This window comes from Moraxella sp. Pampa, assembly GCF_035181385.1.
Classification (GTDB): Bacteria; Pseudomonadota; Gammaproteobacteria; order Pseudomonadales; family Moraxellaceae; genus Moraxella.
This window is the reverse complement of the sequence record NZ_JAXCJK010000003.1, coordinates 54,060-78,840: the sequence shown is the minus strand read 5'-3', so window position 1 is coordinate 78,840 and position 24,781 is coordinate 54,060. Positions and strand designations below refer to the sequence as shown.

The 24,781-nt window shown below is 39.8% G+C and carries 28 protein-coding genes; 19 read left to right on the top strand and 9 right to left on the bottom strand.

Annotation, left to right across the window (positions count from 1 at the left end; genetic code table 11):
* Positions 1–6 precede the first annotated feature (6 nt).
* Positions 7–837 carry a rod shape-determining protein MreC gene (gene mreC, locus R0123_RS06420; RefSeq protein WP_323843493.1) on the bottom strand — a complete coding sequence of 277 codons (831 nt, stop codon included), beginning with the start codon at positions 835–837 and terminating at the stop codon, positions 7–9.
* A 208-nt stretch (positions 838–1,045) separates the two neighbouring features.
* Positions 1,046–2,077 (bottom strand): rod shape-determining protein, encoded by a 1,032-nt coding sequence (locus tag R0123_RS06415; RefSeq protein WP_323843492.1) that lies wholly within the window; start codon positions 2,075–2,077, stop codon positions 1,046–1,048.
* 369 nt (positions 2,078–2,446) lie between these two features.
* Here R0123_RS06415 and gatC point away from each other — a divergent pair, with 369 nt between their 5' ends.
* From gatC to R0123_RS06360, 11 genes are all read left to right on the top strand, one after another.
* Positions 2,447–2,749: an Asp-tRNA(Asn)/Glu-tRNA(Gln) amidotransferase subunit GatC gene (gatC, locus tag R0123_RS06410; RefSeq protein ID WP_323843491.1), complete on the top strand. Its 303-nt coding sequence runs from the start codon at positions 2,447–2,449 to the stop codon at positions 2,747–2,749.
* A 109-nt stretch (positions 2,750–2,858) separates the two neighbouring features.
* Entirely contained in the window at positions 2,859–4,334 is a 1,476-nt protein-coding gene (gene gatA / locus R0123_RS06405; protein ID WP_323843490.1) for an Asp-tRNA(Asn)/Glu-tRNA(Gln) amidotransferase subunit GatA, read from the top strand.
* A gap of 28 nt (positions 4,335–4,362) precedes the next feature.
* Positions 4,363–4,668: a BrnT family toxin gene (locus R0123_RS06400; RefSeq protein WP_323843489.1), complete on the top strand. Its 306-nt coding sequence runs from the start codon at positions 4,363–4,365 to the stop codon at positions 4,666–4,668.
* Entirely contained in the window at positions 4,640–4,867 is a 228-nt protein-coding gene (locus R0123_RS06395; RefSeq protein WP_323843488.1) for a hypothetical protein, read from the top strand. The genes R0123_RS06400 and R0123_RS06395 overlap by 29 nt, the downstream gene beginning before the upstream one ends.
* A 69-nt stretch (positions 4,868–4,936) precedes the next feature.
* Entirely contained in the window at positions 4,937–5,440 is a 504-nt protein-coding gene (locus tag R0123_RS06390; RefSeq protein WP_323843487.1) for a GNAT family N-acetyltransferase, read from the top strand.
* A gap of 20 nt (positions 5,441–5,460) precedes the next feature.
* Positions 5,461–5,697 carry a hypothetical protein gene (locus tag R0123_RS06385; RefSeq protein ID WP_323841928.1) on the top strand — a complete coding sequence of 79 codons (237 nt, stop codon included), beginning with the start codon at positions 5,461–5,463 and terminating at the stop codon, positions 5,695–5,697.
* A complete protein-coding gene (locus R0123_RS06380; protein ID WP_323843486.1) occupies positions 5,694–6,086 on the top strand; it encodes a type II toxin-antitoxin system VapC family toxin in 393 nt (130 codons plus the stop codon). Before R0123_RS06385 ends, R0123_RS06380 begins: the two co-directional genes overlap by 4 nt.
* Positions 6,087–6,135: 49 nt before the next feature.
* Positions 6,136–7,605 carry an Asp-tRNA(Asn)/Glu-tRNA(Gln) amidotransferase subunit GatB gene (gene gatB, locus R0123_RS06375; RefSeq protein WP_323843485.1) on the top strand — a complete coding sequence of 490 codons (1,470 nt, stop codon included), beginning with the start codon at positions 6,136–6,138 and terminating at the stop codon, positions 7,603–7,605.
* 67 nt (positions 7,606–7,672) lie between these two features.
* A complete protein-coding gene (locus R0123_RS06370) occupies positions 7,673–9,595 on the top strand; it encodes an HsdM family class I SAM-dependent methyltransferase (RefSeq protein ID WP_323843484.1) in 1,923 nt (640 codons plus the stop codon).
* The gene (locus R0123_RS06365) at positions 9,585–10,730 is read left to right on the top strand and encodes a restriction endonuclease subunit S (protein ID WP_323843483.1); all 1,146 of its coding nucleotides are present in this window, start codon (positions 9,585–9,587) and stop codon (positions 10,728–10,730) included. The genes R0123_RS06370 and R0123_RS06365 overlap by 11 nt, the downstream gene beginning before the upstream one ends.
* A 10-nt stretch (positions 10,731–10,740) precedes the next feature.
* On the top strand, positions 10,741–11,217 hold the full coding sequence (locus tag R0123_RS06360; protein WP_323843482.1) for a restriction endonuclease subunit S: 477 nt from the start codon (positions 10,741–10,743) through the stop codon (positions 11,215–11,217).
* A 103-nt stretch (positions 11,218–11,320) separates the two neighbouring features.
* Here the strand turns inward: R0123_RS06360 and ahpF are convergent, their stop codons facing one another.
* Positions 11,321–12,877, bottom strand: coding sequence for an alkyl hydroperoxide reductase subunit F (gene ahpF, locus R0123_RS06355; protein ID WP_323843481.1), 1,557 nt, complete (start codon positions 12,875–12,877; stop codon positions 11,321–11,323).
* A gap of 122 nt (positions 12,878–12,999) precedes the next feature.
* Positions 13,000–13,140: a hypothetical protein gene (locus R0123_RS06350; RefSeq protein ID WP_323841922.1), complete on the bottom strand. Its 141-nt coding sequence runs from the start codon at positions 13,138–13,140 to the stop codon at positions 13,000–13,002.
* Here R0123_RS06350 and R0123_RS06345 point away from each other — a divergent pair.
* Positions 13,139–13,360 (top strand): YdcH family protein, encoded by a 222-nt coding sequence (locus R0123_RS06345; RefSeq protein ID WP_323841921.1) that lies wholly within the window; start codon positions 13,139–13,141, stop codon positions 13,358–13,360. The genes R0123_RS06350 and R0123_RS06345 overlap by 2 nt on opposite strands.
* Before the next feature lie 125 nt (positions 13,361–13,485).
* Here R0123_RS06345 and ahpC read toward each other — a convergent pair whose 3' ends face one another.
* Positions 13,486–14,052, bottom strand: a complete 567-nt coding sequence (gene ahpC, locus R0123_RS06340; RefSeq protein WP_323841920.1) for an alkyl hydroperoxide reductase subunit C — start codon at positions 14,050–14,052, stop codon at positions 13,486–13,488.
* Between the two features lie 234 nt (positions 14,053–14,286).
* On the opposite strand from ahpC, the gene R0123_RS06335 reads away from it, so the two are divergent.
* Positions 14,287–15,225, top strand: coding sequence for a hydrogen peroxide-inducible genes activator (locus tag R0123_RS06335; RefSeq protein WP_323843480.1), 939 nt, complete (start codon positions 14,287–14,289; stop codon positions 15,223–15,225).
* 30 nt (positions 15,226–15,255) lie between these two features.
* Here the strand turns inward: R0123_RS06335 and R0123_RS06330 are convergent, their stop codons facing one another.
* Together R0123_RS06330 and R0123_RS06325 are read right to left on the bottom strand one after the other, a co-directional pair.
* The gene (locus R0123_RS06330; RefSeq protein ID WP_323843479.1) at positions 15,256–15,858 is read right to left on the bottom strand and encodes a M48 family metallopeptidase; all 603 of its coding nucleotides are present in this window, start codon (positions 15,856–15,858) and stop codon (positions 15,256–15,258) included.
* A 168-nt stretch (positions 15,859–16,026) separates the two neighbouring features.
* Positions 16,027–16,671, bottom strand: coding sequence for an OmpA family protein (locus R0123_RS06325; RefSeq protein WP_323841917.1), 645 nt, complete (start codon positions 16,669–16,671; stop codon positions 16,027–16,029).
* 387 nt (positions 16,672–17,058) lie between these two features.
* Here R0123_RS06325 and R0123_RS06320 point away from each other — a divergent pair, with 387 nt between their 5' ends.
* From R0123_RS06320 to minE, 5 genes are all read left to right on the top strand, one after another.
* On the top strand, positions 17,059–18,018 hold the full coding sequence (locus R0123_RS06320) for an acyltransferase (protein WP_323843478.1): 960 nt from the start codon (positions 17,059–17,061) through the stop codon (positions 18,016–18,018).
* 93 nt (positions 18,019–18,111) lie between these two features.
* Positions 18,112–19,212 carry a hypothetical protein gene (locus R0123_RS06315; RefSeq protein WP_323843477.1) on the top strand — a complete coding sequence of 367 codons (1,101 nt, stop codon included), beginning with the start codon at positions 18,112–18,114 and terminating at the stop codon, positions 19,210–19,212.
* Positions 19,213–19,331: 119 nt separating this feature from the next.
* Complete coding sequence (gene minC, locus R0123_RS06310; RefSeq protein ID WP_323841914.1) at positions 19,332–20,036, top strand: septum site-determining protein MinC; 705 nt, start codon at positions 19,332–19,334, stop codon at positions 20,034–20,036.
* 304 nt (positions 20,037–20,340) lie between these two features.
* Positions 20,341–21,156 carry a septum site-determining protein MinD gene (gene minD, locus R0123_RS06305; protein ID WP_323841913.1) on the top strand — a complete coding sequence of 272 codons (816 nt, stop codon included), beginning with the start codon at positions 20,341–20,343 and terminating at the stop codon, positions 21,154–21,156.
* 1 nt (position 21,157) lies between these two features.
* Positions 21,158–21,433 carry a cell division topological specificity factor MinE gene (minE, locus tag R0123_RS06300; RefSeq protein ID WP_323841912.1) on the top strand — a complete coding sequence of 92 codons (276 nt, stop codon included), beginning with the start codon at positions 21,158–21,160 and terminating at the stop codon, positions 21,431–21,433.
* 63 nt (positions 21,434–21,496) lie between these two features.
* Here minE and R0123_RS06295 read toward each other — a convergent pair whose 3' ends face one another.
* The gene (locus R0123_RS06295; RefSeq protein ID WP_323841911.1) at positions 21,497–22,039 is read right to left on the bottom strand and encodes a porin family protein; all 543 of its coding nucleotides are present in this window, start codon (positions 22,037–22,039) and stop codon (positions 21,497–21,499) included.
* Positions 22,040–22,472: 433 nt separating this feature from the next.
* Between R0123_RS06295 and R0123_RS06290 the strand changes: the two genes are divergently transcribed.
* On the top strand, positions 22,473–23,153 hold the full coding sequence (locus R0123_RS06290) for a phosphoglycolate phosphatase (protein ID WP_323843476.1): 681 nt from the start codon (positions 22,473–22,475) through the stop codon (positions 23,151–23,153).
* An 80-nt stretch (positions 23,154–23,233) separates the two neighbouring features.
* Here the strand turns inward: R0123_RS06290 and R0123_RS06285 are convergent, their stop codons facing one another.
* Complete coding sequence (locus tag R0123_RS06285) at positions 23,234–24,742, bottom strand: YifB family Mg chelatase-like AAA ATPase (protein WP_323843475.1); 1,509 nt, start codon at positions 24,740–24,742, stop codon at positions 23,234–23,236.
* Positions 24,743–24,781 lie beyond the last annotated feature (39 nt).

Below are 24,781 nucleotides of genomic sequence, written 5' to 3'. Positions count from 1 at the left end.
CAAGCCCTAAGAATGTTTTGGTTTTAAAATCAGCACATAACCACTGTTTATAATATTAGCCGCAGGCACAACCTTAATATCAGAAAAATCATCTGTGCGTGTCGTATCAATATTCACAATTCGCCCCACATGATAGCCTGCTGGTAATCGATCGCCAAGACCTGACGAAATCAACTCATCGCCCACCTGTACATCGGAAGTCTTAAATATGTAGTTTAAATTCAGACCATCAGGTCGACCACTGCCAGAAACCACAGCACGCTGACCTGTACGCGCTATGACCACAGCCACCGACTGCTGCTCATCTGTAATCAAGACAAGACGAGATGTGTTTGGGTAAGTGTTAATCACCTGTCCTAAAATGCCATTTTCATCAATCACCGTTTGCCCAATTTTTACGCCATCATTTGCACCTTTATTAAGAACGACGATTTGTTTTAGCGGGTTAGAATCCGTACCAATCACCTGAGCAAGCAGCAAATCGTGTTTGGCAGACTCTGTGGTGGACAAAATGCCTTTTAGCCGAGCATTTTGAGCAATGAGATAATCTTGTTGCTGCAATTGCACTTTGGCTTGCAACAATTCCGTTTGCAAGCGAATGTTTTCACGGCGTAACGATTCTTTGCTTTGAAAGGCACCATCTGTATAATGAGCAACAAAAGATGGCATGAGAGACATCTGATAAATCGGTTGCATGGAAGCATGGCTGGCACTACGCAACGATTGGAACCATTCTGGTTTTTGACTGTCAAGCAACATCAAAATCAGTGCAAGAACCAAAAAAGCAAATGTCGTGCGTACAAATAGCGGTTTTTGGGAAAAAATACTCAGCAACATAATTCTACCAACCCAGCTTATCAAATCAGACCAAAAGCATCATTTTCACTTTATAAAGCAAAAAGCGGTGAGTTCACACCGCTTAATCAGATTTTTATCCAATCAATGATTTTAATTAAATTACCTGTTTTTTATTTCTTATTTTTTTATTTAAAGCATCTTATAAACAATTCATTCAATAAAAATCATATCGTGCAATCACACATCATTACACAAAAATCATATTCAACGACTTGTCATGAATAAATTCCAATGCCTTACCACCCCCACGAGACACACAAGTCAACGGATCATCAGCCACCGTTACAGGTAGTCCAGTTTCTTTAGATAATAATTTATCAAGATTGCGAAGTAAAGCACCGCCACCTGTCAGCATGATGCCACTTTCAGCAATGTCTGATGAAAGCTCTGGCGGTGTCTGCTCAAGAGTCTCTTTAACACTTGATACAATCGCAGACAGTGGCTCAGCAAGTGCCGCTTGAATTTCTTTAGAATTGACCGTGAAGGTTTTTGGCACGCCTTCTGCCATACTACGCCCACGCACCTCAACCTCCAAATTTTCATTTTCATCAAAGATTGCTGTACCCACCTCCACCTTAATACGCTCAGCGGTTGTCTCGCCAATGAAACAGCCGTGCACTTTTTTGACATGATGAATGATTGCATCATCAAATTTATCACCACCTACGGTGATAGAGTCAGCGTACACACAGCCAGATAAGGCAATCACCGCAATCTCGGTGGTACCGCCACCGATGTCCACCACCATAGAGCCACTCGCTTCATGCACAGGCAAACCTGCCCCAATCGCAGCCGCCATCGGCTCTTCTAGGATATGCACACTGTTCGCTCCTGCCGAACGCACTGCCTCTTCAATGGCACGACGCTCAACCAAAGTTGATTTACAAGGCACACAAACCACGACATTTGGGTTTGCCAAAAAACGGCGCGCCTTAACCTTGGTGATAAAATGTTTGAGCATTTTTTGGGTAACTTCAAAATCAGCTATCACACCATCTTTTAATGGGCGAATTGCCATGATATTATCAGGGGTGCGACCAAGCATTTGTTTGGCATCAATACCTACCGCCGCAATAGTGGGGTTTTGAGTACGATTAGCACGCAAAGCAACGACTGTTGGCTCATCAAGCACTACCCCTTTACCAGGAGTATAAATCAGCGTGTTTGCCGTGCCAAGATCAATGGCAATATTGGTTGATAAAAATCCAAACAAATTCATGGCTAGCTTTTCCAAAAAAAATTAAGCAAAACAACAGACAAGACGCACACACTTTATCAAGAAGGTTTTAAGTGTTTTTGCGTCAGATAAAAATTAATTAACGGTGAATTATACCTTTTTACACCCAAAAAATCATGTGTATTTCCCAAAAAATTACTATTTTTTACAAGAAAGTTTAACAAATGATGCAAACAACTTCACTTTAACTTCACTTTTTGTTCATTTTGTCAAAAACTTTAAAAACAAAGTTATATTAGTGATTTTGTCAGCTTGCAAATTATGCTAAAATTAATAACATTTTAACCGCTTTTTCTTGATATTTTTACAAGAAACTTTGATTCACAAAAAAACTTTAAACAGGAAATCATCATGAGTGATACTTTATCAAGTAGCGATATTTTAAATACCGCCAAACTCTCTCGCCTTGCCATTGATGAAAAATTGGCGGACGATTACGCCCAAGACATCGGTAAAATCTTACAAATGATGGATATTTTATCCGATGTGAATACCGATGATGTCAAGCCCTTAAACAATGTCCACGATATGCACCAACGCTTGCGTGATGATGTGGTGGATTTAAACGGTTTAGCGGTCAATCGTGAATTAAACCAGACGGTTGCCCCAAAAGTGCAAGACGGACTGTATCTTGTGCCACAAGTGATTGATTGATAACTTTTTTGCCCTAAGCCAAATTTCGCCCTAAGCTAAAAAGCGTGATTGCTTAATTTGCCTTAATAAATTTTATTTCCCAAAACAAATTTAAAAATCAGAGAAAAAAATGACAGACCTACACACCCTATCCGTCCGTGAACTGATTGACGGCTTAAACACCAAACAATTTAGCTCGGTTGAATTGACCCAGCATTTTTTAGACCGTATCGCCAACCACGACAAAGCGGTCAATAGCTTTATCACGGTTACGCCAGAGTTGGCATTAGAACACGCCAAAACCGCTGACAAACTGCGTGCAGACGGCGACAACCGCCCCCTTTTGGGCGTGCCAATGGCACACAAAGACAACCTTTGCACCCAAGGCGTTTTGACCAGTGCTGGCTCAAAAATGCTTGCCAATTTTGTCTCGCCCTATGACGCCACGGTGGTGCAAAATGTCGCCAACGCTGGCTTTGTCTGTCTTGGCAAAACCAATATGGACGAGTTTGCCATGGGGTCGGACAACGAGTCTTCGTATTTTGGGGCGGTGCATAACCCTTGGGATACAAGCCGTGTGCCAGGAGGTTCGTCTGGCGGGTCGGCAGCGGCGGTGGCATCGGGCTTTGTGCCTGTGGCGACAGGCTCGGACACAGGCGGTTCTATTCGCCAGCCTGCTTCTTTTTGTGGTTTGACAGGCATTAAACCGACCTATGGGCGAGTGTCTCGCTTTGGTATGATTGCCTACGCATCAAGCCTTGACCAAGCAGGCAGTTTTGGCAAATCGGCATTGGACTGTGCGTATTTATTAGAAGCGATGGCAGGCTTTGACCCCAAAGACGCCACCAGTATCAACCGCCCCAAGGACAATTTGACCGCCGATTTGTTGGCAACGCCGTCAAGCGACAAACCCTTAGCAGGCAAAAAAATTGGCATTCCCCAAGAATATTTTGGCAAAGGGTTAAACGACAGCGTCAAACACGCTATCCAATCTGCCTTAAAAGTTTATGAAAATTTGGGGGCGACTTTGGTGGACATCAATTTGACCGACCCACAAATTACTTTGGCGACTTATTATTTGCTTGCCCCTGCCGAAGCCAGCTCCAATTTGTCTCGCTATGACGGCGTGCGGTTTGGCTATCGCTGTGAAAACCCCAAAGATTTGACCGACCTTTATACCCGTTCTCGCACCGAAGGTTTTGGCGTGGAAGTGCAGCGGCGTATCATTATGGGGACTTATGCCCTATCTGCGGGCTATTTTGATGCGTATTACATCAAAGCCCAAAAGGTTCGCCGTTTGATTGTCAATGACTTTTTAAAGGCCTTTGAAGCCTGCGACATCATCGCTACGCCCACCGCCCCAACGGTCGCCTACAAAATCGGCGAAAATCTGTCGCCTGCCGAGATTTATATGGGCGATGTGTACACCATTGGCGTGAATTTGGCAGGCTTGCCAAGTTTGTCGCACCCTGTGGGCTTTGTGGACGGTCTGCCTGTGGGTTTACAATTGATTGGCAAACATTGGGCGGAAAATACGCTTTTAAATACCGCCCACGCTTATCAAGGGGCGACTGATTTTCATACCCAAATGGCGGATTTGGGGTAAGTGTCTGAGCTAAATTTAGGAATAAATAATGCCAACACTAAGTTATACTTTATACGGTTTAAACTTTGAATGGGACGATGTCAAAGAAGCATTGGTACAAAAAGAACATCATTTACATTTTAAAGAAGTTTGTACGGTATTTTTTGATGAAAATGAGTTAACCTACGAAGATAAAAGGTTTGATTATCACGAACAGCGGTTTATTACCATCGGTTTAAGTGAAAAAGCAGAGCTTTTGGTCGTTGGTTGGACACAACGAGGCGATTTCATTCGGTTAATTACAGCCATTAAAGCGGAGAAAAATCATGAGCGATTATATCAAACAAGACGCTAGCTATTTTGATGGGTTTGATTTTGACAATACCAAGCCCATCAAACACCCCCTAATCGCCCAAGCACAAAGGTCATTAAAAGAGCAATCGCACTTGGCAAATTGTTTTGATAGCGATGTCCAACAAATCATCAAACAACACAATAGCCCACAAGACCGAGAACGGCTAAATGCGATGATTAGAGTATTGTTTGCGGTTTGATGATTGCTTACTTAATAAGCGATTTACAAATAAATAATGACCAAATAAACACCCAACAGGTAGTGTCAAATGCAACCAGCAATCATCCGCACCGAACAAAAATATGCCGATGGCGTGCAAAAACTGTATCTAAACCCAAGCGTATACAGCCAAACTTTGCACCTGCCTAGCCAATCCAATGACAATTGGAAAAAATGGCTTGGCAATATCCCTGATAATGTGCATTCTTTTGTGGCGATTATCAAGGACAATGACGGTGAAATGGTGGTTGGCAATATCGCTTTACGCATTGAAACCAACCCTAGGCGAAATCATATTGGCAATTTTGTCATTGCCGTGTCTGATGAACATCAAGGGCGTGGCGTTGGTAAGGCATTATTGGCACATATTATTGAATTGGCGGATAATTGGCTAAATCTAAAACGCCTAGAATTGACCGTTTATACCGACAATCAAAAAGCCATTAGCCTATACCAAAAGTTTGGTTTTGAAATTGAAGGTGAGCACACCGCTTTTGCATTTAGAAACGGTCAATTTGTCAATGCCTATACAATGGCAAGAATTAAAGATTAACCAGTATATTTGGAGCAACAATGCAAACGATTAGTTTTGAAGTAGATGATATGTATTACCAAAAATTGATACAAACCATTGGCAAAGACAATTTGGCAGAATTTTTTCAAAAAGTGTCTGAACCTTATTTTTTATTGCACCAAAAAGCCGATATTGCACCAATGCCAAAGAATCGTCCTTATCGTTTGGGAGCATTGCCAGATATCAAAATCCCTGATGATTTTGATGACCTTGAAATTATGGATTTTGATGTATGAGATATTTGCTAGATACGCATATTTTGTTATGGGCATTAAAAAACAGTCCAAAATTAAGCAAATCAGTCAAACTCATCGTCAGTGATTATCGCAATGAATTATGGTTTAGCCCTGCGAGCATTTGGGAAGTTGGCATTAAATTAAGCAATGAAAAAGTACAAGATGATGATTTGGTAGAACCTTTTTTACTTTATCAAACACTCTTGCAAGAAGATTTTAAAGAATTAAAAATCAACAGCAGACACGCCATTGCCGTGCGAAATATGCAAAAAATCCACAAAGACCCATTTGATAGAATTTTAATCGCCCAAGCCAAAATTGAAAACTTAATTTTAATGACAGTTGATGATAAAATTAGACAATACGATGTACCCATTTTAATGGTTTAATGCAGTTAATTAACCCTTAATCAAATCAAATCGTGATAGGAAAACTTTTATGAACACACCCAATCTTTTAATTGACGGCTATGAAGTGGTTATCGGCATTGAGATTCATTGCCAATTAAATACCCAAAGCAAAATCTTTTCTAATGCCCCCACCGCTTTTGGGGCAAGTCCCAACACCCAAGCCAATATTGTGGATTTGGGTTTTCCAGGGGCGTTGCCTGTATTAAATGAAGCGGTGATTGAAAAGGCGGTAATGTTTGGTTTGGGAGTCAATGCCCAAATTGGACAATACAACAGTTTTGACCGCAAAAACTATTTTTATCCAGATTTGCCCAAAGGCTATCAAACCACGCAAATGACCAATCCAATTGTGGGCAAAGGGCATATTGATATTTTGGTCAATGCAGGGCAAAAAAATGAATACACCAAACGCATTGGCATTACTCGTGCCCATTTAGAAGAAGACGCTGGCAAATCGGTACACGATGCCGTCCCCCATATGACAGGCGTGGATTTAAACCGTGCTGGCACGCCACTTATTGAAATCGTTTCAGAAGCGGATATGCGGTCGGCAGACGAAGCGGTCGCTTATGTCAAAACCATACACGAACTGGTTACTTGGCTTGGCATATCCGATGCGATTATGGCAGAAGGCTCTTTTCGTGCCGACATCAATGTCTCGGTGCATAAACCCAATACGCCCTTTGGCACTCGCTGTGAATTAAAAAATTTAAACTCATTTCGCTTTATTGAGCGAGCGATTAAATCAGAAGTAGAACGGCAAATTGATATATTAGAAGACGGTGGCAAAATCATTCAAGCCACACGCCTTTATGATCCTGAGCGTGATGAAACTCGGGCAATGCGTGAAAAAGAAGAAGCCAACGATTATCGCTATTTTCCCTGCCCTGATTTATTGCCTGTCATTATATCCGATGATAGTTTACAGGCAATTAAAGATAAAATGCCACAATTACCCAGCCAAAGAAAACAACAATTTATCGATGAATTTGGTTTGTCTAATTATGACGCCAATGTATTAAATGGTAGCCGAGAATTGTCCGATTATTTTTTGCAAGTGGTGGATATTGTCGGTACACAAAACGCCAAACTTACCGCCAATATCATCATGGGCGATTTAATGGGGGCCTTAAATAAAAATGAGTTGACCATTAACAACTCGCCTATCAATGCCAAACGATTGTCAGGGCTAATTATGCGTATTAGCGATAATACGATTAACACCAAAATTGGTAAACAAGTATTTAATCATTTGTGGGAGTCTGACAAAACCGCCGATGAGATTATTGATGAGCAAGGGCTAAAACAAACCACCGACACAGGGGCAATTGAAGCGATTATCAAAGAAGTTTTGGCAAATAATCAAGCAATGGTAGATGAATACAAAGGTGGAAAAGAAAAAGCCTTTAATGGACTGGTCGGACAAGTGATGAAAGCCAGTCGTGGTAAAGCCAATCCTGCTCAGGTGAATGAATTGTTGAAGAAGTTGATTGGTTAAAATTTTAACAATAAATGCCTTATTCAATAATAAGGCATTTATTTTCACACAAATTTTGGATAAAAAAATGGCAAAGAAAGAAAAATCTACCGACTTTTGGGTATATGATTTATTAAAACACGCACAAATTGCAGAAAATTTTTCGGCACAAGGTAGTCCTATTATAGAAATAGACAATGCTTTAAAAACCGCCTCAAAAGCAAAAACAGGCAAAGTCGGTATGCCTGAATTTGTCGGTGTGGTAAAAGATTTTTTGATTGTCATTGAAGACAAAAAAGATGTCGCTTTGCATCAAAAATACAACACACAAAAGATTGTTTGCCAAGAAATAGATAGTATCAAAAATTATGCAATAAATGGTGCGGTGCATTATGGCATTCATTTAAGCCAAAACACTTCTTATAAAAAGATTATTGCCATTGGTGTATCTGGCGATGAAAAACGCCATCACATCACACCCGTTTTTATCAATGAGCGTGGTGAATATAAAGAATTAAACGATATTGAAACTTTCATTTCTTTTAATGAAGACAATATTGATGATTACTACATCAAGGAAATTTTAAAAGAACAAACGCCACAAGAAAAAACAACCGCTGAAATTCTTAAAAATGCCAAAGATTTACACGAAGATTTGCGTAATTATGGTAGCATTCAAGACAAAGACAAGCCCTTACTTGTCTCTGGTATTTTATTAGCCTTACGAGAAATGGAATACAAAAATTTTGCCATTGATGATTTGATTGGTGACAATATTACCACCGATGGCGAAAAAATCTATACCGCCATTGAAAATCATCTAAAAAGAGTAAAAGTATCGCCAGAAGTTAAAAAAGATAAATTACTCAATCAGTTTGCAGTCATTAAAGACACCAAAATCATCAATGAAATTAACGAAAATTTAAATAAAACACCCTTAAAACATTATACCGAATTTTTATACAAACACATTTATCAAAACATCAAATACACTCAATCTGCTGAAGATTACTTGGGGCGTTTTTATGGCGAATTTATGTCGTATTCTGGCGGTGATGGGCAAACGCTTGGCATTGTTTTGACCCCAAAACATATTACCGAAATTTTTTGTGAACTTGTTGATTTGTCGCCTGATGATTATATTCTTGACCCGTGTTGTGGTACGGCTGGATTTTTGATTGCAGGTATGCACCATATGCTCCAAAAAGCCACAAGCGATAAACAGAAAAATAACATTCGCAAAAATCAACTGCACGGCATTGAATTACAGCCTTATATGTTTACAATTGCTACCACTAATATGATTTTGCGTGGCGATGGCAAAAGTAATTTAGACCAAGAAGATTTTTTAAAACAAAATCCTCACCAATTACAATTAAAAGGTTGTAATATTGGCATGATGAATCCGCCTTATTCACAAGGCTCAAAGCAAAATCCCAATCTTTATGAAATCTCTTTTACCGAACATTTATTAAACAGCTTAACAACTGATGGTAAAGCGGTTGTCATTGTTCCACAATCGTCAATGACAGGCAAAACAAAAGAAGAACAAGCGATTAAAGCCAATATTCTAAAACGTCATACTTTAGAAGGCGTAATTACTTTAAATAAAAATACTTTTTATGGTGTTGGCACAAATCCTTGTATCGCCATATTTACCGCAGGCGTAGCACACGACAAAAACAAACTTGTGAAGTTTATTAATTTTGAAGACGATGGCTTTGAAGTACAAAAACACAAAGGTCTAATAGAAACTGAATCCGCCAAAGACAAAAAAGAGCATTTACTCACTGTATGGCGTAATGAAATTACTGCTCCGACCAAGTTTTGTGTAGAGACAACCATTGAAGCTGATGATGAATGGTTGCATTCTTTTTATTATTTTAATGATGAAATTCCTAGCGAAGCCGATTTTGAAAAAACGGTCGCCGATTATTTAACTTTTGAAGTCAATATGATTACGCACGGGCGTGGTTATTTATTTGGTATTGGGGAAAATAATGATGAATAAGTTAAAATTGACGGATAGAGAGTGGGGAGAGTTTTTTATCGGAGATATTTTTTCTATTAAAATTGGAAAAAGTATTGATGGAAATAAAGTTGATAGAGTAAACGGTCAATTTGCTTACATTACACGAAAAGAAAATACTAACGGTCTTGATGGATTTATAGATTATGACATCTCATACTTAAATAAAGATTTTCCTGTGATAACCATTGGCAACGAAACAGCCGAGCCGTTTGTGCAAGAATTTCCTTTTTTCACAGGAACAAAGGTGAATATTTTAAAACCAAAAGAACAGCTAAATAGATATGTTTTATTTTTTATCTGTTCTAGTCTAAAAATGCACAAGACAAAATATTCTTATTCTTTTACAATAAATTCAACAAGATTAAAAAAGCAAAATATTCTACTTCCAATAAATAATCAAGGAAATCCTGATTGGCAATTTATGGAAGATTATATTAAACAGATTGAGCAAAAACAAAAAACTGATTTGATAAACTACTATTCCAATAAATTATTAGAAATTATAAGCGATACAAATTATCAAGATGTTCAATGGGATATATTTAAAATTAGTGATTTTTTTAACTTTATGCGTGGCAATCAAAACAATATGGCAAAATGCGAAAAAGGCGATATTCCACTAATTTCTGCTCGTAAAGTAGATAATGGTTATAAAGATTTTATAGCAGATAATGGCAAAAGACTATTTCCTGCACATATTATTACTTTAAACAATGATGGCGATGGTGGTGTTGGGCTTGCTTATTATCAATCCACACAAACAGCACTTGATACGCATGTTACCGCTCTATTACCAAAAATAAATTTAACAAAAAGTGCAATGTTATATATTTGTCTAATGATTTCCATTCAGAGAGACAAATTTAGTCACGGATATTCTATTAACAATGAAAGATTATCGGCACAAAAAATTATGCTACCCATAGATAACAATAGTAATCCAAATTGGCAGTTTATGGAAGATTTTATCAAAAATATTGAAAAAGACAAAATAGAGACTTTACTTTCTTATTTAAATCAATACAATATCTTAGCCGAGCCGAGCCGAGCCGAGCCGAGCCGAGCCGAGCCGAGCCGAGCCGAGCCGAGCCGAAATATTATGGGCGACATTTAAATTAAGTCAAGTGTTTTTTATTAAATCTGGCGTGCGTTTGACCAAATCCGAGATGACAGATGGCGATATACCATTTGTTGGGGCAACTGAATTTAATAATGGCATTACTGAATTTGTGAGCAATACCAACGCCAGTCTTGATAAAAATATTTTGGGCGTGAATTATAATGGCAGTGTGGTAGAAAATTTTTATCACCCTTATGAGTGTATCTTTTCTGATGATGTTAAAAGATTGGCATTAAAAAGTAAAAATTATGCCAATAAATGGGTATATTTATTTTTAAAAACGATTATCTTGCAACAAAAAGAAAAATACCAATATGGTTATAAATTCAACACTCAACGAATGGGCAAGCAAACCATTATGCTACCGATTGATAAAAATGGCGAGCCAAATTGGGAATATATGGAAAATATTATGAAGAAAATTGAAATAAAACAAATTTTGCAAATCATTGATTATCATACACAAAAGATAAATCATTAGATGATATAAATTAAGTTAGAACCCCACAACCTTAATCATCACCTAAACCCCAATAAAAAACACGCCCGATCATGAGCGTGTTTTTTGTCCAATCAATGACGAATCAAGAATTCATCATCAGATACTCAAAAGCGGACAAACCTGCTTTTGAACCTTCGCCCATCGCAATATTAATCTGCTTAAATGGCACGGTGGTTACATCACCACAGGCAAAAATTCCCGCTTTATTGGTGCGACACTTGGCATCAATTTCAATTTCGCCTTGTGGTGTAATATTCACCAAACCTTTCACCACTTCTGAGCTTGGTACCAGACCAATTTGCACAAAAATCGCATTTAATGGCAAAGTCTTACTCTCACCACTTTTTCGATCTTGGTAGATAAGACCATCTACCTTGCCACCATTTGCAGTAATTTCCATCGTGGCTGCGTTTTTGATGATGGTGATGTTATCACGAGCCGCAGCTTTATCAATCAACACTTGGTCGGCACGCAGTTTATCACCGAATTCTAGCACCGTTACATGTTGCACAATCCCTGCTAAGTCCAGTGCCGCCTCTACCCCAGAGTTGCCACCACCGACAACCGCCACAGGCTTACCCTTAAAGAACGGACCATCACAATGTGGGCAATATGCCACACCATTACCAATGTTCTCATCTTCGCCTTTAACGCCAAGTTTACGCCATTTTGCCCCTGTCGCTACGATAATCGTACGAGAAATCCAGTTTTCTCCTGTATTCAGTGTGATTTGATAACCACCCTTAATCTCTTCAACAGCAGACACACTGACATGCTCTTTGACAGTAATGTCGTATTCTTTAATGTGCATAGCAAGGTTGCCTGCAAGCTGATTGCCGTTGGTGAGTGGCACGGAAATCAAGTTTTCAATATCTTGGGTGTCCTTGACCTGACCGCCAATGCGATCGGCGACCAATGCCACTTTAAGGCCTTTACGGGCTGTATAAATTGCTGCCGCACTACCTGCAGGGCCACCACCGATCACCGTAACATCTTGGGTTTGTAGTTGCTCAATCTCAGCAGGGGCGAACAGATCAGCATATTCAGACTGTAGTTTATCAATAATGCGTGCAGTATCCACCTTACCATTTAAAAATGGCTTGCCGTCCAAAAATACCGCAGGCACGCCTTGGATATTATTAGCTGCCACAAGCTCGGGGAACACACCACCATCAATCATTTCATTTTCTATACCATCATTCAAAATGGCAAACTGATTAAGTGCTTGCACAACATCAGGGCAATTATGACAGGATAACGAAACAAAGGTTTGAAATTTCAGTGGCTTTTGGATACGCTTAACCAGATTTTGAACACCCTCATCTAGTTTCATGGTATGGCCGCCAGCATGTAAAATCGCAAGCAGCAACGAAGTAAATTCATGGCCGCCTGGAATACCACTAAATACAATACCTGTATCACAGTTTTTGGCGGTAATCTTAAAAGTCATGGGCGAAAGATCAGTATCTACGACTGTCTTATCAAAGCCAATTTTATCTGAAGTACTGGCAATTTTTTCAAGAAAATCAATAAGTTCTGCTCGTTTGGTGTGTTCACCCTGACCAATGATGATTTGGATTGGGTGAGTCATATTGGTGGCATAGTTTTTAACAGCGTCTAAAAGTGACTGATCTAGCATGATTATTACCTTTTTTTAAAACAATATTTGGGATAATTTCATTATATAAGCACCGATGTAAAATGAAAATTTAAGAATTTTAAACACTAAGATTATTAAAGCTCAACCATTATTAGTGCTGGTCATATCCAATCAACCAAATACACACCGAAGAGTTTTGATAAAATCGTTACTTTATCACTTGCCAATATGCGGTATTCTTGATAAGATAAGAATGTGGCCACCACTGTGGTATCTTCCAACCAACCAAGGAGAACAGTCATGTTTCCAGAATACCGAGAACTTATCACTAAACTAAAAACAGAAAACGATCTACACTTTGTAAAATTATTTGATGAGCATAACGAACTTGACGAAGAAATTACCAAACTTGAAAACGACCCAGTTGCTCATGCCAGTCGTGCCGAAGAAATTGAAGGCCTAAAACGCAAAAAACTTGGCCTAAAAGACGAGCTGTTTCACTATCTACAAAGCAAAGCATGAATTCATGAACTTACTCAAAAACCCAAGCCTTAGCACTTGGGTTTTTTGTTTTATATGTTTAGTATAAAACAAAAAATCACCCCAAATAGGGTGATTTTTTATCAAACTTAAATCAAATTCAGATATTAGATTTTACCAACCAAATCAAGGCTTGGTTTTAAAGTTTCTTGACCCGCTTCCCATGCCGCTGGGCAAACTTCACCGTCATTGTCTCGTACATATTGAGCGGCTTTGACTTTACGAATCATGTCTTTGGCAGAGCGACCAATGCCCAAATCATGAATTTCAGCAACCTTAATCAGACCTTCTGGGTCTACCAAGAAAGTACCACGAAGGGCTGCGTGCTGACCGTCAATCATGACATTAAAGCCACGAGTAATCGCCCCTGTACCGTCGCCTAGCATTGGGTATTTAACTTTACCAATCGCAGGTGATGCGTCATGCCATGCTTTATGCACAAAATGCGTATCAGTAGAAACAGCGTACACTTCCACACCTAGAGCTTTTAGCTCTTCGTAATGGTCTGCCATGTCTTCTAACTCGGTTGGGCAAACGAAGGTAAAATCATGTGGATAAAACATAAAAATCGCCCATTTGCCTTTAACATCAGCGGTAGAAATGGTTTTAAATTCACCATTAACAAAGGCTTCAGTAGTAAATTCTGGGATATGCTGATTGATGATAGCTGTCATAATATTACCTATTATATATAAATTATCAATTGAAAAACTTATTACTACAAGGTTGTTGCAAAAAAATGGTAGCTGTCTACCATTTACTTCTATCATAACAAAAAAGTTACACTTCTACATTTAAAACTTTTAATTATTTTGTTTTGTTTTATAAAACTTAGGTGTAAAATAGTCATGATATTTTGTAATTTTCAACTTTTCAAATTTAATTAAAATTTAATCAAGTAGGTTTTTATGATTACGCTTCGCCAATTAGAATTTTCCCTTGCGGTTGCTAAACACAAGCATTTTAAGCGTGCTGCCGAAGAATGCAACATCTCGCAGTCTGCTCTAAGCTTGGGCATTGCTGAGCTTGAAAAACAACTTGATGCACAAATTTTTGAACGCAACAATAAACAGGTATTAATCACTCCCATCGGTGAAGAGATTTTGGATAGAGCTCAGCGTGTATTTAGTGAAATCAATGATTTAATAACACGCGCACATAATCATCAGACACCCCTTGCCTATCCGATGACCATTGGCATCATTCCAACGGTTGCCCCATATCTTTTACCCAAGGTATTGCCAGCACTCAAAGAACAATATCCAAATTTTGAATTGTCCGTTACCGAAAAACAGACCGAGCGACTCATTGATCAGGTTCGTTACGGACACATAGACACTGCTGTCATCGCCCTGCCTTATCACATTGAAGGCCTGCACACTTTTGAGTTTTGGTCGGAAGATTTTTTTGCAATTTTCCCAAAAGATGGTAGTAATACCAACCTCAAACACATCACAAGCAGTGAGCTTTCCAAAAGTAATTTACTTTTACTTGGCGAGGGGCATTGCTTGACTGAGCAGGTACTGTCGGTATGTCAAATGAATAAAAATGAGATAAAATCAGGCTTTTCTGACGCCAGTCTTAACACCATCATTCAAATGGCACTTGCTGGCATGGGAACGACACTTGTTCCAAAAATGGCACTTGACCAGCTTGTTGGCACACATGACATCACCGCTGTACCGCTTGCCGAAAGCGGCCCGCATCGCAGGCTTGCCTTTATTACTCGCCTAAACTATGCACGCGTAGACGATGTGCAATTACTTAGCGAGATTTTTGGTAATGCACTGGCCAATGACAGCAAGACAGCCGCCCAAAAAGATTACTGTGCTGTTGGCACATTTTAAAAAAATACTTTTTTAAAACTTATTTTGAGTTTAAGCACGCCCTTTTAATAAGCCATGCCATCTTTGATAATCTGGCATGGCTTTTTTGACTTCTGACCAAAAATCAGCACCATGATTGGCATGAATCAGGTGACACAATTCATGCATAAACACATATTCTGTGCATTCATAAGGATAAGCCGCCAAATATACCGACAGCCATATTCGCCTGTCGCCCAAATGACAAGTTCCCCAACGAGTTTTCATCTTACGCAAACGGACAGTGTGGGCAGATTGACCAACAATCGGTTGCCATTTACTTTGTAACATGGGAATTTTTGCAGATAAATGCTGTCTATAAATATTTAAAACTTCAGTGTCATCATCGGGCAAATCATGGGGTTCGCCCCATAAGGTCAACAGCCGTCTTTGTGGCTGAGCATGAACTTGGCACAAGCGTTCATTCGCTTGCTTTGCCCACGACAGGCGTGCGTAAATAGCCAAAATAATGACTTCTTCACTTGCAAAAGTTGGTACACTGACATGACATTCACCCAACTTCATGCAAAAATTGATATTTTTTACACATTTTTTGGTGATGCTTAAACGAATGCCCGCTTTGGCAAAAGCTTGGTAAAGCCCTGATAGATTCATGATTGGACTGGCAAAATTTAAAAAGCAATTATACCAAAAATTATTGAGTTCATTTATGAATAAAAATTTATGAACAAAAAGGCCAGAATATTCCAGCTCATTTTGTTTATTTTATTTCTTATTTTTTGCACAAAACCAATGGCTAAAACCGAAAAGACGGTCATCGGTTCACATTTTTGGTGCAATGATGGTCAGCTCAACACGGCGGTTTGGCTCATATCTTGAACCAAATTTTGTGGTCTCGCCATGACCTATGATGCTAATGCGTGCATTGCTTACGCCTTGTGATGATAAATATGTAGCGACAGCAGCAGCACGGTCTTGGGACAAGATTTTGTTGGCGTATTCATCTCCTTCCACCGAAGCATAGCCATTGACCAGAACATGGGTCTGGTGATATTCATTGAGAGTATCAGCCACCTGATTTAAGACATGATAAGAACTTGGCTTGATGTTGTATTGACCAACATTAAAAGTAATCGCCTCTGGAATGGCAAGATTGATATTGTTAGTTTTAGGATCAAGAGCGACCTTGATGCCCGTGCCAGCGGTTTGCTGTTTTAGCTTAGCCTCTTGATTGCTCATGTATGTAGCCACACCCATACCCAACACCGCACCGATGGCGGCGTCACGCCCAGTCTGCTCCCCTCCTGTAGCCTGAGAGATGGCCACACCCGCTAACGCCCCTGCCAATGCACCCAAACCCACTCTACTGGCCGAATCATTTGTCTGTATGCCACCAGTGCTGGTACACCCAGTGATCACCATGCCAGATGTCAATGCAATTATCGCCAACGATTTCATCTTATTCATACACACTCCTAAAATTCTTAAAATTTATATCAACTTGAATTTTCATTCAATGGGTCGAACTTGATTATTATGAACCAAAAATAAGTTTTCGTCTGTTGTCAGTGTGTATCCCATATGTACTGTCTTGCTCATACCAAATTATTAAATATTTATTCAATACTAAAAATTAAATCAATCGCAGGTAAAGTTTTGACAAAAATTTACCAATTTTTTATATGAAAATTTGGTAAAATAAAAAAACCAGTTTGTACTTGTATACTAATTTTGCACATTTTACTATTTATTTGCTTATTATTTGCCACACCCGTATGGCCAAGCAATCCAAACCCATCTTAACAACGCAAACAAATCTTAAGCACAAAACCAGCCAATCAGGACATAACCACGATGAAAACACCAAGAAAAACCCTACCTTTTTTTCAAAAATTACACGATAAGTCGCCTGCCATTGCCCAAAAAGTTTCCTTTGCTGTCGGTGCAGGTAGCATTGCAGCAAATAGCTTTGGCTTGTCTGTACCGCTTTATGTCGCAGGGCTTGCCAAGATTTTTGGCAAATCCAAGATGGCTGACGACGCCATCATCAGCATGGCAGATTACTGGATTCGCTCCAATAATTTTATGATTGATAAGGTTTTACCCACCAAAGACTGGCGGATCAATATGCCCGATGATCTAAAACCAGATGGTAAATATTTGCTCATCTGCAATCATCAGTCTTGGGTGGATACAAGTGTGATTCAATATGTCAGTGAAGGAATTTTACCAATCACACGCTTTTTTACCAAACATGAGCTGATATACATTCCTGTTGTGGGACAAACCTTTTATTTTTTGGATTTTCCAATGATGAAACGCCACAGCAAGGAACAAATCCAAAAAAATCCAGAGCTTGCCAACCGAGACATTGAAGAAGCACGACGAGCTTGCCAGTTACTTGCCAACAAACCCTTTGTACTGCTTAATTATCTAGAAGGAACACGCCTAACCCCCACCAAGCACGCCAAGCAAAACTCACCTTATAAGCACCTGCTAAAACCAAAGGCAGGTGGACTGGCACTGGCCATCAACAGTCTTGGCGACAAAATTGACGGCATTCTTGACATGACGCTTGTCTATCCCAATGGAGCACCCCAATACAGCGACCTTTGGCAAGGCAGACTGACACAACTGGGCGTGGACATTCGCCATTTAAAGATGACAGATGATTTGTTTGATGCACTAAAAAATGGTGAATATACTCATGACAGCAAGGTGCAAAACCAGTTTTTTGCCTGGCTAGATGAGGTGTGGCAAGCCAAAGATGCACGCATTGACAAGATGCTCAATGATTTTAATCAGCAGGCTTAGCATTCTTTGATTCGATAAGCTTCATTATTTGCATAGCATTGATTCATACAATCGAGATCATTTGCACATTAAAAAGTCATTTTGGTGATATTCATGCGACAAACACCCAAGTTAGAAAGTCTTAACACCACTCAATTTAAAACAACACCTAATAATGTCATACCCTTATTTGGCAACAAGCATGAGGATAAGCCAAACCGCCTAAAAATCACTTATGATATCATCATGTTAGGACTGCTTGTGGTGGATTTAATGCTGATTTTTACAGATGGCATTCTTATGAGCACGCTAAGCGAATATATTGCCAGATGGCTTAATGTTGGTGGTGTACTGATGATTTATAAAACACAATATCATGAAATCATCACGGCAATTGGTGGTATTTTTACAGCCTTTTGGGTGGCAGAGCTGGCTTTGCGTTGGGTGTTTGCGATTGCCAATCACCATTATCATCGTTGGTTCTTTTTTCCATTTGTACATTGGTACGAGTCCTTGGCGTGTTTTCCTGCCTTGCGTGCATTAAGGTTGCTGCGTGCTGGCATAATCATCAGACGCCTGCATAAAGTCGGCATTAACATTGTCCCAAATCGATGGATTGACTCAGGTAAATTTTATTATAATATGCTGATAGAAGGACTTTCTGACCGTGTCATCTTGACGGCAATCAATAATTTTCGTGAACAAATCAAACGCTTAAAAATGCATGACGCACTCATTGAAAATGCCATCAACAACAATCGTGATGCCATAGAGCGTGCCATCTTAGAGCTGTTACGCAATGAACTAAGCCCAAAATTGCAAGCTGCCTTTAATGATGAAATCAACAAACAACTACCAAATGATATTGGTCTTGCAGTAGAGCGAGCACTCATTGATACACCAGAGTTGCACAAATATTTAAAACTTATCCCTGTGGCAGGCTCGCTGATTGAAAATCAAATCACAAATATCGGTAAAAGCATCGGTAAAAATGTTACTACATCGGTTGGTACGCACTTATTTGACGAGCAGACAATAGACGCATTGATGGTTCAAATCGCCCACGGCATCGCCAATATTGATATTAACCAACCCATCTTAAAAGATTTGGTAGCACAAGTTTTAGAGGACGCATTATTTTCTTTTGAACAGCAAATAAAGATTGAACAGCACAAGCATAACGAGCAACTCAAAATGGCCATATCAGAGCACTAACACCCAAATATCAAGAAAATACCAAATCTTTAAGCAATCAGTTGCTTTAAGTGTTTTTTCATTGCCAAAAAAGTGCTACAATTTAGTTGTTTGATTTTTGTTATTTATGGTTAATGATTATGAGTAAGGCCTTTCAATTATTCGGCAAAATGCTAACTTTTAGTCGAATCAAAATTACCACCGACAATCTTGGCGACATTCAGACAGAATTAACCAACCTAATCAACACCAAAAAATCACTGAGCAATGTCCCTATAATCATTGATAGCGATGTAGATTTGGTACTCAGCGAGCTTGTGGACTTACTTTGGTCACTTGGTGTTCAGCCAATTGGTGTGGTTGATGGCATATTAAGCAAGCAAGCCAAAACGCTACGCTTAGCAATCCTCCCCACTGATGGCAAACGCATTGAACGCCTAGAAGCAAAAGCAGAACCCAAAAAAGAAATGCTTACCGAGCAATCTCAACCATCGCAAGATACACCAAGCATCACATCTGTTGCACATACACAAATGGTACGCTCAGGACAAAGCATTCACCATTTTGGTGGTGATTTGACCATTATAGGTGGTGTCAATCAGGGTGCAGAAGCCATTACAGATAATAGTTTGCACATCTATGGACACGGATTAGGTCGGCTGGTGGCTGGGGCAACAGGGGATAAAGACGCACGCATTTTTTGCCAAAAATTCAACCCAACCTTAGTATCAGTGGCTGGCACATATTGCCTAAGTGAAGACATTCCAGTTGAGATGATTGATCAATCTGTACAAATCAGCTATGACGAAAATAAAGGTTTGATTTTCACCCTGCTTGATGGCTAAAGCCTCGCAAGCAGCTTGTTAAGGTCATGCACCCAAACAAGCCAAAAAAATAGGTTAAATTAAACATATTTGGCTTTTAATGTTGAAAGCTTAATAAAACAGACAATACAGACAATCTAACCATAAATGACCATGACATTACCGCTGATCAGTCCTTATAAACAATTATAGATTTTTTGATATCAAAAACTGTAATTAGTGATACAATAAGCTCATAAAATCATAAACTTAAACGATTTTTAGCAAAATCAGCAGTCATTATGCTCATAAAAATTCACATTTTAAGTGTTTAAGGAGTGCCATTGTGGCCAAAATCATTGTAGTAACCTCAGGTAAGGGTGGTGTTGGCAAAACCACCACCAGTGCATCATTTGGTGCAGGTCTGGCCAAGCGTGGATATAAGACAGTCATCATCGATTTTGATGTGGGTTTGCGCAACCTTGATCTCATCATGGGCTGTGAAAACCGCATTGTGTATGACTTTGTTGATGTCATCAGCGGTAATGCCAAGCTAAGTCAAGCACTGGTTAAAGACAAACAGCTTGAAAACCTATACATCTTGCCAGCATCACAAACTCGTGATAAAGATGCACTCACTGACGAAGGTGTGACAGCCGTCATCAAAGAGCTGTCAGAAGATTTAGGGTTTGAATACATCATTTGTGACAGTCCAGCAGGTATTGAGCGTGGTGCACAGCTTGCCATGTATCATGCCGATGAGGCACTCATTGTTACCAATCCAGAAGTATCAAGCGTGCGTGATTCCGACCGTATTATCGGCATTTTACAATCTTGCACTAAACGGGTTAAAGAAGGTGGCAGTGTCAAAGAGCATCTCATTATCACACGCTACAATCCAGAGCGAGTTGCACAAGGCGAGATGATGGACATTGATACTGTTGCTAATGAAATCTTACGCATACCACTCATCGGAGTCATTCCAGAGAGCCACGCTGTGCTAGAAGCCTCAAACCATGGTCAGCCTGTAATCCACTACCCAGAATCTGCAGCAGGTCAATGCTATGAAGACATTGTAGCGAGATTCTTAGGTGAAGAGCGACCACTTCGCCATTTAGAGGCAAAAAAGAAAGGCTTCTTTGCAAAAATATTTGGGGGCTAAGATGAAAAAAGGATTCTGGGCATCATTATTTAGCAATAACGACACGCCGAGCAGTGCCGACATTGCCAAAGACCGCTTAAAGGTTATTGTGGCAAGCTCCAACCGACTAAATACACGCCTGACCACTGACCGAATCGAACAGATGAAACGAGAGATTTTGCAGGTAGTCAATAAATATGTTAATGGTGTACAGCTCAACGATGTCAATATCAATCATCATCACGAAGATAATATTGATATGTTAGAAATGAGCATCAGCCTGCCCGATCGCAAATGATGATCTAAAAATAAAAAACAGCCATCAAATGACGGCTGTTTTTTATTCCAATCAGCATTAAGATTAGAATTTTAGGTGTGCACCCACATTGAACATAGAAGCATCAGAGCTTAGATAGTTATAGCCAGCTTCTAGACCAAAATTTGGTGTTACATCATAACCTACTGCCACACCACCAGCAACACCAAACTTGCCAGATTTGTACGAAGAATCTACATTCGTACCCTTGTTTTTTACCTCAGTTTTTGCTAAGCCCAATCTACCTTTGGCATAAGCTGGGGTATTGTTAAGATGATAGTTATAAGTGCCATAGGCACCAAAAGTTTTGACATCATACTTATAATTATTGGCATCTTTGCTATAAGTCGTTGCATCAGAACCCAGATATTCAACTTCTGCACCAATATTTTGATCAAACTTATAGCCACCATATACGCCATATGCTGTTGCTTTGGTAGGTACATCTTTTACATTCACCTGACCAACTTTTACGCCCACATAAGGCTGACCTGCTGCCATTGAACCATAGGTAATATCAGCATTGGCACTCATGGCCAGTAGTGATGAAGCACCCAATGCCAAAATTGTTTTGTTTAAAGTTTTCATGTATTTTCTCCTAAAATGCGGTTAAGCACCGCTTGCTTTTTAAAACTTACCTTTTTTTCAATGTGTCTTTTCAATTCAATATGTCTTTTAAAGATATATTTAGACCAACTGAACCAACCAAGAACAAAACTTTAGATTGCTCTTATGCTTAGGTAAGTTATTGAGGTCATGATAACAAAATACTTCTTAAAAATTGTGCGTATTTGTGGAGAAAAATGTAAAGTTTTGCAAAAATTGCTACTCATTCATCGCATTAATTGGATTTTGCAATTTTTCGTTAGTAATTGCTTTTTTGCTTTTGATTTTTGCAAAAATGACATAGAAATATTTGAAAAACAGCAAATCATGCTACAATAAAAAAATTTTAGACATTTTGTGTTTTATATGATGAACCAAACCAATCATTATATGCAATCCATCACGAAGGAAAGTCATGCAATCACAAATTCAATTTTCACAAAAATCGTTAATCATCTTTGATCTAGATGGCACTTTAATAGACAGTGTACCTGACTTGGCAATTGCAGTTGATGCAACATTGTTGACGCTTGGAGCAGGTCCAGCTGGCGTGGACAATGTACGCACTTGGGTGGGCAATGGCTCATTAAAACTGATTGAGCGTGCACTTAATTGGGCAAATTTACCAAATGAAAAACTTCATGAAGCACATGAACTGTTCTTAACCAAGTATGCCGACTGCCACGACCAAACAATCGAATATAAGGGTGTAACCGACGGGTTGCATCGTTTGGCAAATCATGGATTCATGCTTGCTATTTGCACCAATAAACCCGTACAGTTTTTGCCAAAAATTCTTAGCAACATGGGCTGGACACATCAATTTGCCTGCATATTAGGCGGTGATAGTTTAGAAGCAAAAAAGCCAAACCCAATGCCACTGCTACACATTTGCCAAGCATTAAACATAGACAGACATCATACTGTCATGGTAGGCGACTCTAAAAACGACATCTTAGCAGGGCAAAACGCAGGCATGACCACCTTAGCGTTGACTTACGGTTATAATTATGGCGAATCAATAGCCACCAGCCATCCTGATGCGACATTTGATGACTTTGGAGCATTGGTAGATTTTATGATCAAAAACTTTTAGATGTGCAAAATCAATCTATTTTGCCACCCATTTTTCTAGGTAGGTCTGGTTCATTGAGTCATTAATTTAGCCAAGATAATTTAGCCACGATAGCTCAGTGCCTCTGCCACATGAGCCATGCCAATCTCATTCACGCCTGCCAAATCAGCAATGGTACGAGCCACCTTTAAAATGCGGTGATAGCTACGAGCAGAAAGATTCAGTCGTGCTTGGGCGGTTTTGATGAGATTCTGTTCACTATCGCCCAATTTGATGAGTTGATCAATCTCGCTTGGGGTGAGTTCACTATTGGCTTTACCCTGACGGCTCAGGGCAATTTGGCGAGCCTTTGCCACACGAAGACGCACACCAGCAGAAGATTCGCCCTGCGGAGCATTTTGCAGGTCATCAAGTGGTAAGGCTGGCACATGAATATGCAAGTCAATACGATCAAGCAGTGGTCCTGAGATTTTATCTTGATAACGGCGAACCTGATCCGCCTTGCAATGGCAACGGTTTGTACCATCGCCATGATAACCACACGGACACGGATTCATGGCAGCAATGAGTTGAAAATCAGCAGGAAAAGCAACCTGACCACTGGCTCTACTGACGATAATTTCTTTGGATTCAATGGGCTGTCTTAATACTTCCAAAACCTTTTTGTCAAATTCTGGCAATTCATCTAAGAAAATCACGCCTTTGTGAGCCAGCGAAATTTCACCTGGTTTGGGGCGAGAACCACCACCAACAAGTGCCACACCAGATACTGTATGATGAACCTGACGAAATGGCCTCACCCCATAATCACATGACACACCTGCCACTGAATAAATGCTTGCCACCTCCAATGCTTCATTATCAGTTAATGGAGGTAAAACACCTGGCAAACGGCTTGCCATCAAGGTTTTGCCTGAACCTGGCGGACCCTTAAAAAGTAGCGAATGCCCTCCTGCTGCTGCAATTTCCAATGCCCTGCGTGCATGGTGCTGACCTTTAACATCAGACAAATCAAGCTGATAAGTTGCCTCAACATGATGATTGTCAAGTGTGGTTGGTGCAATTAGGTCGGCTTGATTTTGACTGATGCCACCGATCACATCAAGGTGGCGACATAATGCTTGTAGGCTATCTACCCCAAGCACAGTAACCCCAGAAACCCTTGCTGCCTCTTGGGCATTCGCCTTGGGCACAACAAGCGTGCGTTTTTCGCTGGTATTTTTAATCGCAAGGGCAACAGACAGTGCTCCAGAGATAGGACGAAGCTCTCCATTTAAAGCAAGCTCACCCACAAACTCAAATTTATCAAGCACGCATTCATCAATTTGTCCACTCGCCGCCAAAATTCCTATGGCTATCGGCAAATCAAGGCGTGAACCGTCTTTTGGCAAATCAGCAGGAGCAAGATTAATGGTCAGTCTACGACTGGGAAAATCAAAGTCGCTGTTGATGAGTGCTGAACGCACACGGTCCTTACTCTCACGCACCGCAGCCTCCGCCAATCCCACAATCGTCAAAGCTGGCATACCCTGAGAAAGGTGCACCTCAACAGTAACAGACGGTGCGTGTAAACCAACGACTGAACGAGTTAAAACCTGAGCAAATGACATGGTAGCCTCTTATGATATCTTGAGCATCAATAATGATTT

Excerpts from the sequence above, each read along its gene's own strand:
- R0123_RS06325 (WP_323841917.1), bottom strand. The coding sequence starts at position 16,671 with ATGAATAAGATGAAATCGTTGGCGATAATTGCATTGACATCTGGCATG.
- R0123_RS06350 (WP_323841922.1), bottom strand. The coding sequence starts at position 13,140 with ATGACTGTTCTCCTTGGTTGGTTGGAAGATACCACAGTGGTGGCCACA.
- R0123_RS06330 (WP_323843479.1), bottom strand. The coding sequence starts at position 15,858 with ATGAATCTATCAGGGCTTTACCAAGCTTTTGCCAAAGCGGGCATTCGT.
- R0123_RS06395 (WP_323843488.1), top strand. The coding sequence starts at position 4,640 with ATGAGCGATTATATCAAACAAGACGCTAGCTATTTTGATGGGTTTGAT.
- R0123_RS06385 (WP_323841928.1), top strand. The coding sequence starts at position 5,461 with ATGCAAACGATTAGTTTTGAAGTAGATGATATGTATTACCAAAAATTG.
- R0123_RS06285 (WP_323843475.1), bottom strand. The coding sequence starts at position 24,742 with ATGTCATTTGCTCAGGTTTTAACTCGTTCAGTCGTTGGTTTACACGCA.
- minE (WP_323841912.1), top strand. The coding sequence starts at position 21,158 with ATGAAAAAAGGATTCTGGGCATCATTATTTAGCAATAACGACACGCCG.
- minC (WP_323841914.1), top strand. The coding sequence starts at position 19,332 with ATGAGTAAGGCCTTTCAATTATTCGGCAAAATGCTAACTTTTAGTCGA.
- gatC (WP_323843491.1), top strand. The coding sequence starts at position 2,447 with ATGAGTGATACTTTATCAAGTAGCGATATTTTAAATACCGCCAAACTC.
- mreC (WP_323843493.1), bottom strand. The coding sequence starts at position 837 with ATGTTGCTGAGTATTTTTTCCCAAAAACCGCTATTTGTACGCACGACA.
- ahpC (WP_323841920.1), bottom strand. The coding sequence starts at position 14,052 with ATGACAGCTATCATCAATCAGCATATCCCAGAATTTACTACTGAAGCC.
- R0123_RS06365 (WP_323843483.1), top strand. The coding sequence starts at position 9,585 with ATGATGAATAAGTTAAAATTGACGGATAGAGAGTGGGGAGAGTTTTTT.
- R0123_RS06370 (WP_323843484.1), top strand. The coding sequence starts at position 7,673 with ATGGCAAAGAAAGAAAAATCTACCGACTTTTGGGTATATGATTTATTA.
- R0123_RS06335 (WP_323843480.1), top strand. The coding sequence starts at position 14,287 with ATGATTACGCTTCGCCAATTAGAATTTTCCCTTGCGGTTGCTAAACAC.
- gatA (WP_323843490.1), top strand. The coding sequence starts at position 2,859 with ATGACAGACCTACACACCCTATCCGTCCGTGAACTGATTGACGGCTTA.
- R0123_RS06390 (WP_323843487.1), top strand. The coding sequence starts at position 4,937 with ATGCAACCAGCAATCATCCGCACCGAACAAAAATATGCCGATGGCGTG.
- gatB (WP_323843485.1), top strand. The coding sequence starts at position 6,136 with ATGAACACACCCAATCTTTTAATTGACGGCTATGAAGTGGTTATCGGC.
- R0123_RS06345 (WP_323841921.1), top strand. The coding sequence starts at position 13,139 with ATGTTTCCAGAATACCGAGAACTTATCACTAAACTAAAAACAGAAAAC.
- R0123_RS06400 (WP_323843489.1), top strand. The coding sequence starts at position 4,363 with ATGCCAACACTAAGTTATACTTTATACGGTTTAAACTTTGAATGGGAC.
- ahpF (WP_323843481.1), bottom strand. The coding sequence starts at position 12,877 with ATGCTAGATCAGTCACTTTTAGACGCTGTTAAAAACTATGCCACCAAT.
- R0123_RS06290 (WP_323843476.1), top strand. The coding sequence starts at position 22,473 with ATGCAATCACAAATTCAATTTTCACAAAAATCGTTAATCATCTTTGAT.
- R0123_RS06380 (WP_323843486.1), top strand. The coding sequence starts at position 5,694 with ATGAGATATTTGCTAGATACGCATATTTTGTTATGGGCATTAAAAAAC.
- R0123_RS06315 (WP_323843477.1), top strand. The coding sequence starts at position 18,112 with ATGCGACAAACACCCAAGTTAGAAAGTCTTAACACCACTCAATTTAAA.
- R0123_RS06295 (WP_323841911.1), bottom strand. The coding sequence starts at position 22,039 with ATGAAAACTTTAAACAAAACAATTTTGGCATTGGGTGCTTCATCACTA.
- R0123_RS06415 (WP_323843492.1), bottom strand. The coding sequence starts at position 2,077 with ATGAATTTGTTTGGATTTTTATCAACCAATATTGCCATTGATCTTGGC.
- R0123_RS06320 (WP_323843478.1), top strand. The coding sequence starts at position 17,059 with ATGAAAACACCAAGAAAAACCCTACCTTTTTTTCAAAAATTACACGAT.